This window comes from Paenibacillus sp. FSL P2-0136 (assembly GCF_037975325.1).
GTDB classification, from domain to species: domain Bacteria; phylum Bacillota; class Bacilli; order Paenibacillales; family Paenibacillaceae; genus Paenibacillus_AQ; species Paenibacillus_AQ silagei.
The window spans coordinates 3,646,137-3,660,355 of sequence record NZ_CP150244.1 but is presented as its reverse complement, the minus strand read 5'-3'; the positions used below and the strand labels follow the sequence as shown (position 1 = coordinate 3,660,355).

General features: G+C 42.5%; 13 protein-coding genes and 1 other annotated feature. Of the genes, 4 read left to right on the top strand and 9 right to left on the bottom strand.

Annotated elements, in window-relative coordinates:
- Positions 1-357 precede the first annotated feature (357 nt).
- Complete coding sequence (locus NYE26_RS15215; protein ID WP_339257030.1) at positions 358-1,962, top strand: M4 family metallopeptidase; 1,605 nt, start codon at positions 358-360, stop codon at positions 1,960-1,962.
- Positions 1,963-2,168: 206 nt separating this feature from the next.
- Here NYE26_RS15215 and NYE26_RS15210 read toward each other — a convergent pair whose 3' ends face one another.
- The 6 genes from NYE26_RS15210 to NYE26_RS15185 all read right to left on the bottom strand — a co-directional run bounded on the left by NYE26_RS15210 (position 2,169) and on the right by NYE26_RS15185 (position 7,998).
- Entirely contained in the window at positions 2,169-3,017 is an 849-nt protein-coding gene (locus NYE26_RS15210) for a hypothetical protein (RefSeq protein WP_339257028.1), read from the bottom strand.
- A gap of 597 nt (positions 3,018-3,614) precedes the next feature.
- Positions 3,615-5,015, bottom strand: coding sequence for an ester cyclase (locus tag NYE26_RS15205; protein ID WP_339257026.1), 1,401 nt, complete (start codon positions 5,013-5,015; stop codon positions 3,615-3,617).
- Between the two features lie 3 nt (positions 5,016-5,018).
- Positions 5,019-5,645, bottom strand: coding sequence for an ABC transporter permease (locus NYE26_RS15200; protein WP_339257024.1), 627 nt, complete (start codon positions 5,643-5,645; stop codon positions 5,019-5,021).
- On the bottom strand, positions 5,642-6,412 hold the full coding sequence (locus NYE26_RS15195) for an ABC transporter ATP-binding protein (RefSeq protein ID WP_339257022.1): 771 nt from the start codon (positions 6,410-6,412) through the stop codon (positions 5,642-5,644). The genes NYE26_RS15200 and NYE26_RS15195 overlap by 4 nt, the downstream gene beginning before the upstream one ends.
- 13 nt (positions 6,413-6,425) lie before the next feature.
- A complete protein-coding gene (locus tag NYE26_RS15190; RefSeq protein WP_339257020.1) occupies positions 6,426-7,331 on the bottom strand; it encodes a glycine betaine ABC transporter substrate-binding protein in 906 nt (301 codons plus the stop codon).
- 10 nt (positions 7,332-7,341) lie between these two features.
- A complete protein-coding gene (locus NYE26_RS15185) occupies positions 7,342-7,998 on the bottom strand; it encodes an ABC transporter permease (protein ID WP_155991508.1) in 657 nt (218 codons plus the stop codon).
- A 135-nt stretch (positions 7,999-8,133) separates the two neighbouring features.
- On the opposite strand from NYE26_RS15185, the gene NYE26_RS15180 reads away from it, so the two are divergent.
- A complete protein-coding gene (locus NYE26_RS15180; protein ID WP_017688258.1) occupies positions 8,134-8,490 on the top strand; it encodes a helix-turn-helix domain-containing protein in 357 nt (118 codons plus the stop codon).
- A 55-nt stretch (positions 8,491-8,545) separates the two neighbouring features.
- On the opposite strand, the gene NYE26_RS15175 is transcribed toward NYE26_RS15180, so the two are convergent.
- Complete coding sequence (locus tag NYE26_RS15175) at positions 8,546-10,411, bottom strand: alanine--tRNA ligase (protein WP_339257018.1); 1,866 nt, start codon at positions 10,409-10,411, stop codon at positions 8,546-8,548.
- A 69-nt stretch (positions 10,412-10,480) separates the two neighbouring features.
- Positions 10,481-10,724, bottom strand: a binding site (T-box leader).
- A 59-nt stretch (positions 10,725-10,783) separates the two neighbouring features.
- Positions 10,784-11,374 (bottom strand): TetR/AcrR family transcriptional regulator, encoded by a 591-nt coding sequence (locus NYE26_RS15170; RefSeq protein ID WP_339257016.1) that lies wholly within the window; start codon positions 11,372-11,374, stop codon positions 10,784-10,786.
- Between the two features lie 162 nt (positions 11,375-11,536).
- Here NYE26_RS15170 and lpdA point away from each other — a divergent pair, with 162 nt between their 5' ends.
- Positions 11,537-12,913 (top strand): dihydrolipoyl dehydrogenase, encoded by a 1,377-nt coding sequence (gene lpdA / locus NYE26_RS15165; RefSeq protein ID WP_339257014.1) that lies wholly within the window; start codon positions 11,537-11,539, stop codon positions 12,911-12,913.
- A 33-nt stretch (positions 12,914-12,946) separates the two neighbouring features.
- A complete protein-coding gene (locus tag NYE26_RS15160; protein WP_339257012.1) occupies positions 12,947-13,510 on the top strand; it encodes a GNAT family protein in 564 nt (187 codons plus the stop codon).
- Positions 13,511-13,530: 20 nt separating this feature from the next.
- Here NYE26_RS15160 and NYE26_RS15155 read toward each other — a convergent pair whose 3' ends face one another.
- Positions 13,531-14,208, bottom strand: coding sequence for an MBL fold metallo-hydrolase (locus tag NYE26_RS15155; protein WP_339257010.1), 678 nt, complete (start codon positions 14,206-14,208; stop codon positions 13,531-13,533).
- Between the last annotated feature and the right edge of the window lie 11 nt (positions 14,209-14,219).

The window sequence follows — 14,219 nt, the reverse complement described above, 5'->3', positions numbered from 1 at the left end:
TTCTTTTGAAGCCGCCATGTTCAATTTCAATGTTGCATAATGATTGTTTACTAATTTTATCGCATTAATTGTGATTCTGATCATAGTTGATCCTTACAAACCTAAATATAATGAGAACACTATAATTACATTTATTTCATTTATATCCATTTCGGAGGGTGTAAAAGGATGTAGTTGTAAGTTTCGCGAAAGGGGTTTTGCCGTCTCCACAATTTCCCTCCGTACATTAAGGTTGTTCGCCGCTTAGCCCTAGCACCCCAGATCGCAGCTTGAGTAAGTACACAGGCTTGATAAAGGATGTCTATAAGAACCCGGCATAATTAAAAACCAACCAATTGGATCGGAGGAGTATTCATTATGAAAAAGACTGTAGCTTCACTTCTTGCAGGTGTTGTAGTACTTGGGTCCTTTGCTTCGGTGGGCACTGCGGCTGAAAGCATTGAGCTTAATAATCCCGTAGAGCTCTTCTCAAGCTCTTCCCCTATTTCAATTACGGACCAAGCCTGGAAAGCCCCGGCAGGCTCCGCTTCTGAGGACAAAGTATGGGGATATCTTGAGAATGTTAAAGGGAACCTGCATCTTTCGGCTAAGGAGGATGTCCGGGAGAAATTCAGAATTACAGAGCAAAAAACAAACAGCAAGACCGGCAGCCAGCATTACCGGTTAAGCCAGTATATCTCGGGGATACCGGTATATGGAGCCGATCAGACTCTGCATATCGACAAAGCGGGCAACGTTACCTCCCTGCTGGGAAGTGTAGTGGAAGATGTCTACCAGACCATTCCGCAGCCGCTGATTCAACTCCAAACCATATCCGGAGCAGAGGCCATTCTGGCAGCCAGCCAGGATGCCACGCTGGAACATGGACCGCTAGGTGAGCCGCAAATAACTCCTACAGCGGATTTGTATTATTTTATCGTGGACGGAGAACCTAAATTAGCCTATAAAACGGAAGTGAACGTGCTGGAACCCGAGCCTTTACGGATACGGTACTTCATTTCTGCGGAGAATGGCAGCGTACTGTTCAAATATAATATCTTAGAGAACCTGACGGGTACGGGCACTGGAGTGTTTGGAGATACCAAAACGTTCGAGACACGCCTCTCGGGTTCAACCTACCAGCTCTATGACAGCACCCGCGGCAAGGGCATTGTGACCTATACCGCCAAGAACAAGACTTCTCTTCCGGGGACGCTCTTAACCAGCACTAACAATGTCTGGACAGACAAAGCCGCGGTTGATGCCCACACCTATGCTGAGAGAACCTATGATTATTATCTCCAGCATTTCGGCCGCAACAGCCTGGACAACAACGGACTGCAGATCCGTTCGACCGTTCATTACTATACTTCCTATAACAACGCATTTTGGAATGGTGCGCAAATTGTTTTCGGTGATGGGGATGGATCTACCTTTACACTGCTGTCCGGTGATTTGGACGTGGTAGGCCATGAGCTGACGCACGGTGTGACTGAGAAAACATCCAATCTTGAATACTACGGAGAACCGGGGGCACTTAATGAGTCCTTCTCCGACATCATCGGAAATTCAATTGAAGGTGCGAACTGGCTGATCGGTGATAAAGTGTATACACCGGGTATAGCAGGTGACGCACTCCGCTCACTTGCTAATCCGCCATTGTACGGCCAGCCTGACAAATACAGCGACCGTTATACCGGTACGGCTGACGAAGGCGGTGTGCATACGAATAGCGGCATCAATAATAAAGCTTTCTATCTGGCTGCTCAAGGCGGTACGTTTAACGGTGTAACAGTCACAGGCATTGGCCGTGAGGATGCCGTTCAAATCTATTACAATGCACTTGTATATTATCTTACAACCTCCTCCAACTTCTCTGCTGCACGTACAGCCATCATTCAATCGGCCACTGAATTGTTTGGAGCAGGCTCGGCTCAAGTAACTGCTGTAACCAAAGCTTACAATGCGGTAGGCGTCTACTAAAACAGAATAACAGGCCAATGATCCTGAGGATCATTGGCCTGTATGATGTAAATCAACAATAATAAGCTCTGGATTGATTTACTGAATGGCTCTGTAAATCATCTCAGACAAATCAGTGGCCCATGCCGTGGCTATTGGTTGTTACTGTTGTGGACTGAAATGAAGTGACATCTTCGGCACTTGCGGCAGTCAAAATGGTTAATGAGCTAATCAGCAATACGGTTGTCAATAATAAAAGCTTCTTTTTCAACATTTTCATCATTGAACTCCCCTTCTAAAATATTTCGCATAATTGCATGATACTCTTGTAGCTGTGAAATATTGGCCTCAGCTCTAACAAGCTCATAAAAAGCAATAGCTTTTCTAAAGCCTGTTCTATCAAATAGTTTACCACTTAATACGATATTTTCCAGTGTTAGGTTTATTGCAATAGCTGATTTCCCACGTTTATATAAATAAACTGATAATAGATGAATATATTCTATGTAGTACCTAACATCTACAGCAGGTGAGGTATCATCAGGTTTCTCAACGTCACTTTGCAGTTCTTCTAAGGCCCAGTCCACCGGATAGCTGTATCTTAATGCGGAGTCTAAGATATTTAGCAACCCAGCGGTCAATTCTTCCCTTGCACCCATCTTTAAAAATTTCACGTATTCAGGCAAAACTTCCTCCTTTCCCTCAAGTAGGTCAAGAACGAAGGTGTTCGCTTTAGCGGTATCCTTATAATATTCTATTTCTACCAATGATTCCTCATCTTCAAGTTGAACCCAGCTCAAATCTGAATACTTTTCTATGCAATGTCGGGCGTTTTTGTAATCGCCAAGTTTTTGGAGAGCAATGCCCTTTGCACAAAGACTAAACCCAAAGTAATACACTATAGAACGCTTTAACCTCTGGGCCTCAATTCCCTTGGGGGCTGTAGCATGTATTACTGCGATCATTCCCATAAGCTTGTCAGATATATCTATCATTGCTGTAAAATTGTCTAAGGTGAATGAAGCTTTTAGCATAGCTATTAAAGAGTCGGTATCCATACCATCAAGTTCCAGCAACTCCTATTTCACTCCTTACAGACCATTTTATTGCAATAATAAGCCTTTTCCATCCTATGGTCAATTAATTTGTTGGCTCTTAAATTGCCATTCGCTCCTCTCAACCGAAAAAAACCTGCAACTTGCGCAGGTTTCAAAGATTTCAATCTCCTCTCTCTTCAGCTTCAATCTGCAAGCTCCAGATTTTCTCCAACTGCTGCCTTCACCTGACGTTATATTTAGATGTTTATCAAATCGGCAATAGTACCATGTTCTTGTCTTCCGACAAAAAACAAATTCTAAGGAGTTGCTTTTAATAATCATGGCTGACATCATCAACATTACGGCAATCATAAGCATAACAGTGCCAAACGTAAACATGGGCTGTTTGAATGCCATCAAGTCCATGTCGTAATAGCCAGCCCCTCGAAAGCTACTGTGGTTAGAACGAGCATAATACCAATCGTCAACGCCCTGTGCTGCCTGTCAAAAATTCCAATCTGATTGTTGTTTGTCTCCTACACCTTCTTTGTAAAGTAAATTAGAAATCAAAAAAATGCCGCTTTTAATAGCAGCATTTTCTGAGATCAATTCATTTATTTACAAGTGGTGATATAATTATGCTTTTGGAATTGCCCCTATTTGTTGGAGCAAGCCAAGCATATCGGGTTGACCATACTCTTCAATAATTTGGCCATTAGAGATCCGATAAAAATTCATTGCATTTACTTCAATTTTCTTTCCTGTTGGTGGAAACCCGAGAAACACTCCGTCTTGTGTGCCCTTCATGACAAAATGAGCTGCTATTAGATCCTCTTCTGCTACCAGCTCCTTAACAGTCCATTGTATATCGGAAAAACCAGATCTCATCATATGAATTATGGAGAGATAACCATTTGGTCCATTCATTGGTTCTTTTTGCATAGGTACATAAAAAACAGCATCTGGAGAAATCAATTCTTCAGCAAGTTCCTTGCTTGCCGTATTAATGAAGTTCGTGAAACGATGCATCAATTGTTTGTTTTCTGTAATCGTCATATTTAAACCCCTTTCTATTTCGTAAGATATAACGATCTTACCGTTTGCAGTGTTACTTTCCATTAAAAGATGTGCCTCTCCAATCTCCTCGAGTGTAAAGACTCGGGCAATAGGTGGGACTATACCATATTTTTGGAGATGCTCAAATAAAGAGATCAGTGTACTTTCTTTGATAACTTCACTGGTGAACGCTGTAAAATACACACCTGTGGGTATATCCACTAAAGGTTCAAAGGCATCAAGAGTCCATTCATTTCCTAATATTCCTGACATGCAACATATCCCTCGTTCTGAGATGAATTGCAAGGACTCCTTTACAGTTGGTGTACCAACCAACTCTAGAACCTTGTTTACCCCATTTGGAGCAATAGCATACACCTGTTCTCTCAAATGCTCATTATCGAGCAGTACATAGTCTGCTCCAGCTTGTTGGAGAAGTGCAAATTTCTCTTTGTCTCGAGTCGTTGATATAACTGTTGCTCCTACACTCTTAGCTAGCTGAAGTGCTGCTAAGCCTACGGAACTTGTCCCACCACGAATAAGCAGCATCTCTCCTGAAGTCAATTGAAGACATTCAAATAAGGATGCATACGCGGTATAATACATTTCTGGTATCGCTGCAAGTTCAGTCCATTTCATATCCCTAGGAATAGGATACACCTGGTCCGAAGGTATAAGTGCATATTCAGCATAACTTCCGTCAAATGCACGGCCTAACCCTCCCATTAATGAAGCGACGGCCGTTCCCTTTATAAATGTGCTATCAGAAGGGTCTTCAATCTCCCCTACGCATTCGATCCCCATAATACGCGGAAATTGAACGGACGGTGAATGCCCCTGTCTAGTAAACATTTCCGAGCGATTTATTCCAAACGCCCTGATTTTTACAAGTACCCACCCAGGTTTGACTATAGGAATAGGTACTTCAGTGATCTGTAGTTCTTGTGGGGTACAGACCCTTTCTAATACAACTGCCTTCATTATTTATCTCTCCGATTTCAAATGGATTCGTTTCTCAAACAGCATGAATATTGCGTTCGTCACAATGGCAAGTCCTGCTGACAATAAGCCCCCCCACAAAATCTTATCGATATTCATGGTCCGTAATCCATCATTTAATATCGTACCTAGCCCTCCTGCATTAATGAAGGCAGCGATGGTTGCCATGCCAATGGTTGTTACCGAAGCAAGTCGAAGGCCTGCAAACAGAGGCTTGATTGCTAAGGGTACCTGAACTTGAAGTAAGATCTGAAATCGGCTCATACCGACCCCTGTAGCAGCTTCAATAACAGATGGTTCAACATGATTCAAAGCTGCAGTGAACTGACGTAGAAGGATATATTGGTTATAAGCAATGAGCACGGTAATGGCTGTCGTTTTCCCCAATCCGGTCACAGGGATCATGATTGCAAACAAAGCCAAGCTCGGAATAGAATACAAAATTGAAAACATGTAAATGAGTGATCTAGATACCTTATCAGAGGCCAGAGCTAAGATGGTTAAAACGATGGCAATGAGCACAGAGAGCAGCATGGTCAGAATGAGGATCTCCACATGCTCCAATAATGCTTGTACCAACTTATCCGGATGTTTAATGGCATAGTTGATCATGTTAAGTTCCCCCAGAAGCGTTCTTGCTCCTTCGAAGATTGAATGAGTGAGTACACAAAATCATCTGCAGGATGAGTTATAATTTCTCTCGGGGTATCGAATTGACAAACCTTACCCTGATTCATAATCACAACTCTGGTTCCTAGCTTGAATGCTTCATTAATATCATGAGTCACGAACAAAAAGGTTTTTTTCATTCCCCCATGAATCTTTAAGAGTTCATCCTGGAGATTCAAGCGCGTAATAGCGTCCAAGGCCCCAAAGGGTTCATCCAGCAGCATAATATTGGGAGCGGTTGCCAATGCTCGCGCAAGACCGATTCTCTGTTGCTGCCCTCCGGACAATTGTGAAGGATAACGTCGTTTGAAGTTCTCTGAATCTAACCCAACCAAAGCTAACAATTCTTGTACCCGATCTTCGATTTTCTTTTTGTCCCATTTCAAAAGACGAGGAACGGTAGCTATATTTTGTTCAATATTGATGTGGGGGAACAAGCCTACTTGCTGAATAACATAGCCGATTTTCCTTCTAAGTATTACAGGATCAACTCCAGCGATATCCTCCCCAAATATTTTAATAATTCCGTGGGAAGGATCGTTAAGCCGATTCACCATCTTCAATAAAGTTGTTTTTCCTGATCCAGAGGAGCCGAGGATGGTAATAAACTCCCCTTCACTTATCGACAGGTTCACATGATCCACTGCATATTCATTGGAATCTGAATATGTTTTACTCACATCATGGAATTCGATTGCTGTTGGATTCATGTTAACGCCATCCTTATTTAATGGAAGCATAAAATTCTTTGGCCACATCTTCATATTCTTCTTTGTCTACGTCCACTTTCGCGTTTAGTGCGGTTATGGTGTCTGTATCCAATACCGAGCTAACCTTGTTGATCACTTCAGCGATGCCGGAATCCGTTGAAAGCACATTATCACGGATAACAGGCGCCAAGTTATAAGGGGGCCATACTTGTTTGTTATCTTCCAATAGAGTAAACTCGTCTTTGTTTACCAACTGACCTTCAGTGGTATATGCGGGCGCAACATCAGCCTCGTTGTTTCTAAGCACTTCATATTTCAAACTGTTATCATATACTTTGGATGATTTCCAATTGAGTTTGCCATACACTTTCTCCAGTGCTGGAATACCGTCAGCGCGCTGGTCCACCTCTCCTTGGGAAGCAAATCGAATCTCCCCGGCATGTTTTTGCAGGTCAGTAATGGTCTTGATCCCTAATCTTTGTGATACTTCCGTTCGAATAACGAGACCCGCTCCATCATTTGCTTTTGAATAATCGAGCCATGTGATATTGAATTGCTTTTTGTACTCTTCCTTGACTGTTGTATACACTTCATCCGGATCTGTCATCAAATCCATCTGTAATACGGCCAACAACCCAGTACCTGTGTACTCTGGATACATATCGATATCGTTATTAACAATCGATGAATGAATGATAGAACCCGCAATATTAGGAACACGCTCTACTTGGTATCCCGCGTTCTCCAAAGCCAAAGCATATAGCTCCCCGACAATTAAATTCTCAGTAAAGTCTTTTGAACCAATTCGAATTGTCGATCCATGATTATTCGTTTTATTACCACATGCGCTCAACATTATGGACAAAACAAGTGTGATTGAAATGGTTAAAACTAATTTTTTCTTTATGTTCTTTTTCATTTGCGTGAACCTACCTTTGCAAGAATTTATATCTAAACAATACACGTTCAGACACATCTAAAATGAAGCCTATCCCAATAGCCAGAATCGCTACTGAGATAGCACCAATTAAAAGTAAATCCGTTCGATTGAGTCCTAAACCGGTAAAAATGATCTCTCCTAATCCACCAGCTCCAATTTTGGCAGCCAAGGTAGCGCTGGCGATAATTTCAATCGCAGCGGTTTTAATCCCTGTCAAAATCAATGGTCCAGCCACTGGAAATTGGATTTTCCATCTGATTTGTCGTTCAGACATCCCTACACCTTGTGCAGATTCAAGTAAAGACATGGACACACTTTGTAATCCGGATACTGTATTCATTAAGATTGGAGGGATTCCTAAAATAATGAGAGCGACAAGGGCTGGCCTAATTCCAGTACCCATGATAGGAAGCAACAGAAGTAAGATTGCTAGGCTGGGAATGATTCGTAATGTTTGAAATAACGAGATGATCCATTTTTCGGAACGACTGTATTTAGTTGATAAGGTACCTAAGATCATTCCTATAAGTGTAGAAATCATCAATGCCAATAAACTGATCTCTAAATGCTCTTTCCAAGAATTCAAGAACGTTGACATATGATTCGAAAAATAGTCACTCAGTTGCATCCATAAACTTTCTCTCAAACTCCCTCCCCCTTTCATCATTTTCATTTGATTTTTCATCGACAGAATTATAATATAAGCAATGTATTGGTTTTGAAAGTAGGCACCTTTTTGTTATATAGGAACCTATTAGTAACTATTGGAGGCGATAATGTAGTGATTTCAAAAAAAGAGTTGCCGTTGTGTCCCGTCGCAACGACAGTTGGATTGATAGGTAACAAGTGGAAGCTATTGGTTATGAGGGATCTTTTGAAGGGAACTCAACGATTCGGAGAACTTCGTAAAAGTATCCCGGAGATCAGTCAAAAGGTTCTCACTGAAAATTTACGCTCAATGGAAGAGGATGGAATTGTCATTCGTACTGTTTTTGCAGAAGTCCCTCCGAGAGTCGAATACAGCTTAAGTGACTTAGGAAATTCACTGAAGCCAATTATATTCTCTATGGAAACATGGGGACTCGGGTACCAGAAACTCAATGATGAACTTCCGAACGATATTCATCAGAGTGAATGATGTCAGATTGATACTCTCTGCAATATTTCTATTAGCAGTAAAAAAGCAATTCGGATTAAATCCGAATTGCTTTATCTTTAATTACTCCTTTAATCCTTCTGACTCCAGCAGCAGAAGATTGTTCTTTTACAATACGGAACGTTCCTAAGTTTGTAGTATCTTCTACATGAGGCCCTCCGCATACTTCCCGGCTCCACACTTTCCCTTCGTGATCTTGGATGGTATACACCTTAACGATATCCGGATATTTATCCCAAAAGTTTCCTTCCACATTACTTTCTTTCGCTTCAAGTTTAGGCAGCTCTGAAATAGAGGTAACTGCTTTCGATGAAATTGCATCATTCACATACTTCTCCACCTTAGCTATTTGCTCGGGGGTAAGTTTTTCATCATGGTTGAAGTCAAACCGTAATCGTTCTGAAGTAATATTACTTCCTTGTTGGTGAACATGATCCCCTAGAACTTCCCTTAACCCCGCAAGTAGCAAATGAGATACCGTGTGCAGCGCGGTTGTTTCTGCGGAATGTTCAGCTAAGCCACCTTTAAATTTACCTGCAGAAGCAGTTCTGCTCATTTCAGTATGTTTCTTTGCCGCTTCTGTATAAGACGCCTTGTCTTCCATGCTATATCCACTTTCAGTTAAATACTCTTCTGTCAACTCCAAGGGAAATCCATAGGTTTCGTAAAAATAAAAGGCATCTGCCCCCGTAACTTTACCCTTATTCTTCAGATGTTTCTGTATTTCAAATTCTCCTTGCTGTAATGTTCTATAGAAAAGACTTTCTTCCTTATTTACGATTTCAATTACTTTCTTTTTATTGCGGATCAAATCTTCATAAGCTGTTGCTTCATCGATATAAACTTCAGACAACTGACCCACAAAGCTTCCTTGTATCCCTATTTTTTTACCCGCACGGATGGCCCTTCTTAATAGCCTTCTTGTTATATACCCTGCATCACTATTTGCCGGCTCTGCACCGTCATTAATGAGAAACGTAGCCGCTCTCACATGATCCAGTATGATTCTAAAGGACTTTAGATCGTCAGCATAGGATTTACCGCTTAGCTCCATCAACTTGTTCTTGGGATTAAGGAAGAAAGCCGTATTGTAAATATCCTTGTCCCCGTTAAGGGCTGTAGCCACCCTTTCTAATCCGCCTCCATAATCCAGATTGGGATTTTGCATTTTTACGAATCCGGTCTCTCCTTTTGTGTAACACATAAATACGTTGTTCCCAATTTCCAGGAATCTGTCGCTTTCAGAAGCAGGATGATCCAGTGGATCACCGCTTGGGTCAAGATCATAAAACATTTCACTATCGGGTCCACCCGGTTCACCAACCGGCATATGGAGAGGACTTCCGGCCCGGCTCCACCAATTTTCTTTTTCATCGTATAAGAATATTTTCCCGCCTCTGGATGCCCCATATTGCCAGGGATCATCTTCAATGATGGGTTCTATCCCGACGGATTTGAATTTTGCTGACCAGAGCCCAAGGGCTTCCGTATCTTTCGGTATATTCAGTTCATCACTTCCTGCGAAAGCACTGATATACAGCCTGCCCGGATCAATTCCTAATTCGATGATATGCCAATGCCAAATGGCATCGATTTGTTTTTGCTTATAGTTATGTTCATTAGCTTTGAACTCCCAACGGCCTATCATTTCAAAAAATGTCAGATGTGACGTATCCCCTACTTCATCAATATCCACTGTCCTTAAGCACTTCTGAATATTAGCAATCTCATTGCCGATCGGATGCTTTCCCCCCAATAAATAGGGAACCATCGGCTGCATACCGCTTCCTGTAAACAACGTTGAGGGATCATTTTCCGGTAACAAGCTAGAAGAAGGCACTTGGCTAGCCCCTATTCTTTTCATAAAATCAACATAGGATTGTCTCAACTCATCTGGTGTCATTCTAAACCCTCCATTAAATATTAGTTATGCTTAAAACAAAAAAGCCCTAAGCTGACATATTTCTTGTCAACTTAGGGCGAACGATTATGTCCGTGTTACCACCTAACTTCAGATTGCTCTGCGCTCTATCAGTACGGGATTGCTCCGATACTGTTTCCTGAATAACGGTGGAACTCCGTTGAAGCCTACTAAGATTCCTCTGTTCGGTCCACAGCTCCGAGACTGCTTCACTATTAGATCAATGAAGATTCGCACCAACCATCTTCTCTCTGTGAGATCCTTAATAGTTACTATTTCTCATCATAGCCTTTTCGTTTTAAGTTAAAGCTATGCTAGCACAATCAGCTTGCTTCGTCAAATAACAATTCCGTTCTAACTGGGGAACCTGGAGCCGGCGCTTACCATTTGTTTGATCTGCACAAGACCTGCCTGTAATAAAGCATCACTGAACTTCTCATCACTAACTGCCCTTGCCAGTGCCACAGTACCCACCATACTGCTCACCAACGCATAACCATTAGAGGGATCGATCCCAGCCATATTTGTAATAAACGCGATGAAACGTTGCAGCTCTTGTGTGTACGCTTGCCTAATATTTTCCGGTAGCTGGGCAACCTCTCCTGATAAAGCAGGTAAGATACAACCGGCTTCCGTCTGATCCCGATGCAGAGGGCTTAAGTAAAAATCAATGACGGCCTCAATCGGCGTCTGATCTTCATTTTTATTTTGGTCTGCAATTCTCTGAAGTGTGTCGATGGTGTCACTAATTGCGAAATGACAGGTCTCCATCACAAGCTGATCTTTATTTGCAAAATGGGAGTAAAATCCTCCGTGCGTCAGTCCAGCACCTTTCATGATATGGGGAAGACTAATATTCCGCACGCCGTGGGTGCGAAATGCTTTGGCTGCGCTGGTAATAATATGGCTTCGAACTTTGAGCTTGTGTCCTTTCGGATAAGGCATCCTGCTCTCTCCCTTTTGTATAAGTCTGTATTTATGAATGTTTTTAAAATATTATAATTATCATATTATTTGATGTCAATTTATTATGAAGTGTTGACTCTTTTAAAATATGATGATTATAATATATTATGATCATCATATTTTATTTTGGAGGTACTCATCATGAACTCATTAGAAGCTGTAGATACCCTGGTCATTGGATCGGGGCCTGGCGGTTATGTAGCCGCATTACGTTCGTCACAACTGGGCATGAAAACAGTCATTGTGGAGCGCCACCAGATCGGAGGGGTATGTACACATGTAGGCTGTATTCCTTCCAAAGCGCTGATTGCTGAAGCGGAGCGTATTCATTTGCGCAGACACTGGTATACTGTTGACGAAGCTTCTTCTTTTCAGGAGGCTCAGTTGTTTAAGCAAGCTGTGGTGGATAAGCAGTCTGGAGGAGTTCGGTTTTTACTTAAAACAGCAGGTGTGACAGTTATCGAAGGAGAAGCCAGCTTGATAGACGCGAATACCGTGGAAATTCATCACGCTGAACAGAATGAGCGCCGAATAGGCTTCAAACATCTCATCCTGGCAACCGGTTCCCGTCCGATTGAAATCAGCGCTCTTCCTTTCGGCGGACGGATTCTTTCATCCACTGAGGCGCTATCGCTGGCCGGTATTCCTAAGAGCCTTGTTGTAGTTGGCGGCGGTTATATTGGCGTGGAACTGGGTCAGATGTTTGCGAGATTTGGAACCACAGTTACGATGCTTGAGGGCGGTGAACAGATTTTACCCGGATTTGAAGCAGAGCTTGTCGCACCTGTCGTTCGTCAACTGAAGCAGGACGGGATAACCATCTTAACGGAAGCTAAGGTTACAGGAGCAGACCAATATACGAGTCACATCAATCTACATTATATGCGTCAGGATCAACACCATGTTGTTCAAGCTGAATATGCGTTAATTACGGTGGGCAGGAAACCGAACACAGATGGAACCTTGGGTCTTGAAAATATAGGTCTGTCCCCTACTCCACAAGGCTTGATCGAGATTGACAAGCAGTGCAGAACATCTATCCCGCATATCTATGCCATTGGAGATATTGTTCAAGGCCCTGCCTTGGCTCATAAAGCTTCATATGAAGCAAAAATTGCAGCAGAAGCGATCGCGGGTAAACCCTCTGTCATCGACTACAAAGCTCTTCCGCTGGTTGTGTTCTCTCACCCGGAGATTGCGAGCGTTGGTCTTAGCGAAACGGCGTGTAAACAACAATCGATTCCTGTTGTCGTTGGAAAATCTATTTTTTCTATTAATGGCCGTGCGCTGGCTCTGAAAGAAACCGAAGGCTTTGTCAAAATCGTTGCTCATGCTGTGTCTGGTCTTGTATTAGGTGCACAGATTGTAGGCGCTGAAGCATCTACTCTTATATCTGAGCTATCCCTTGCGATTGAGATGGGAGCAACGGTAGAAGATATGGCCATGACCATTCATCCGCATCCAACGTTAGGCGAAATCATCATGGAGGCCGCAGAACAAGCCCACCGCAGATTGTAACAAACGAAAATTATTGATGCAGGAGGTTTACTTATGGAGAAATCAAACGAAGTATATTGCGTTTCCGACCGGCTTGTTATTCGAAAGTTTGATTTGCAGGATGTACATTCTTTTTATCAATACCGGACGAATCCAGAGGTTTCCCGTTTTCAATCCTGGGATCATTATACGCTTCAAGAAGCTGAAGCATTTATCAGCAGACAAATAGTACATTCCCCGGATCAGCCCGGGACTTGGTTCCAATATGCAATTGCTCTAACGGAGTCAGATCAATTAATCGGTGATTGTGCCATTCACACACTCGCAGATGAACCCCGAATGGTTGAGATAGGATTCACTCTAGCACCTGAGCATCAAGGAAAAGGATACATGAATGAGGCGCTTCGTGCCCTGATTGACTATGTGTTTGGCTTACTAAATAAACATAAGCTGATCGCTTTTACCGATGTGAGGAACACAAAATCGATTCAAGTGCTAGAGCGTTTAGGCATGAGACGTGAAGGACACCTGCTCGAAAATTACATGTCCAAAGGCATTTGGGTAGATGAATTTCAATATGCAATGCTGCGATCGGAGTGGCTTAACAAACAAAACTGATTTCAAAAGAAACTTTCAGGTCAAATAGAAGTTGTTGTATTTACTATTTTCTGGAGACTTTCCTTGATTCTATGTGTAACTTCGTTACCATGATATGTGATCACTTTTTTAATATCCAGCTCTAGCAGTTTGGCAATCGACTTCAACGCAGTCGGATGATCCAACGTGTAATAGTTGTCAAAGGACAGGAGCTTACCAGCTTTTGAATTTAATGCATCGCCGGCAATTAACGTTTGAGTTGGGATATGATATAGCGATATATGATCTGGTGTGTGTCCAGGTGTAAAGACGACTTGAATACCGCCGGCCAGGGGCAGAATATCTCTATCCTTTAGTGCTGTATGAACGTGCACGGACGGTGCAAAAGTTGTACCTCTAATAAGCGGAAGGGCACCCGTCAAATAGGGTACAGTCTCCTCATGTGCGAGCACCGTCACCTCGTTCCCCCTTGCCTGAATAAGCTCCGGCAGACTGCCAATGTGATCGCTGTCTTGATGCGTAATGATGATATGCGTCAGCTTATCTAGTCCAAAACCTTCTGCTTCAAGTAACTTACGTATCTTTTCAAATTGCCCGGGAATGCCAGTATCCACAAGTACAAGATTCCGTTCATCCCACAACAGTGTTGGATATACAATAAAAGATCCCATTTGTAGCTCTATCGCTTTAATTCCGGTATTCGGCTGAGACAGGGACATTCCTTCATCAT

What these genes read in the sequence shown, in the direction of transcription:
- NYE26_RS15215 (WP_339257030.1), top strand. Translation starts at nt 358, where the DNA reads ATGAAAAAGACTGTAGCTTCACTTCTTGCAGGTGTTGTAGTACTTGGG.
- NYE26_RS15205 (WP_339257026.1), bottom strand. Translation starts at nt 5,015, where the DNA reads ATGAAGGCAGTTGTATTAGAAAGGGTCTGTACCCCACAAGAACTACAG.
- NYE26_RS15200 (WP_339257024.1), bottom strand. Translation starts at nt 5,645, where the DNA reads ATGATCAACTATGCCATTAAACATCCGGATAAGTTGGTACAAGCATTA.
- NYE26_RS15195 (WP_339257022.1), bottom strand. Translation starts at nt 6,412, where the DNA reads ATGAATCCAACAGCAATCGAATTCCATGATGTGAGTAAAACATATTCA.
- NYE26_RS15190 (WP_339257020.1), bottom strand. Translation starts at nt 7,331, where the DNA reads ATGAAAAAGAACATAAAGAAAAAATTAGTTTTAACCATTTCAATCACA.
- NYE26_RS15175 (WP_339257018.1), bottom strand. Translation starts at nt 10,411, where the DNA reads ATGACACCAGATGAGTTGAGACAATCCTATGTTGATTTTATGAAAAGA.
- NYE26_RS15170 (WP_339257016.1), bottom strand. Translation starts at nt 11,374, where the DNA reads ATGCCTTATCCGAAAGGACACAAGCTCAAAGTTCGAAGCCATATTATT.
- lpdA (WP_339257014.1), top strand. Translation starts at nt 11,537, where the DNA reads ATGAACTCATTAGAAGCTGTAGATACCCTGGTCATTGGATCGGGGCCT.
- NYE26_RS15160 (WP_339257012.1), top strand. Translation starts at nt 12,947, where the DNA reads ATGGAGAAATCAAACGAAGTATATTGCGTTTCCGACCGGCTTGTTATT.
- NYE26_RS15155 (WP_339257010.1), bottom strand. Translation starts at nt 14,208, where the DNA reads ATGTCCCTGTCTCAGCCGAATACCGGAATTAAAGCGATAGAGCTACAA.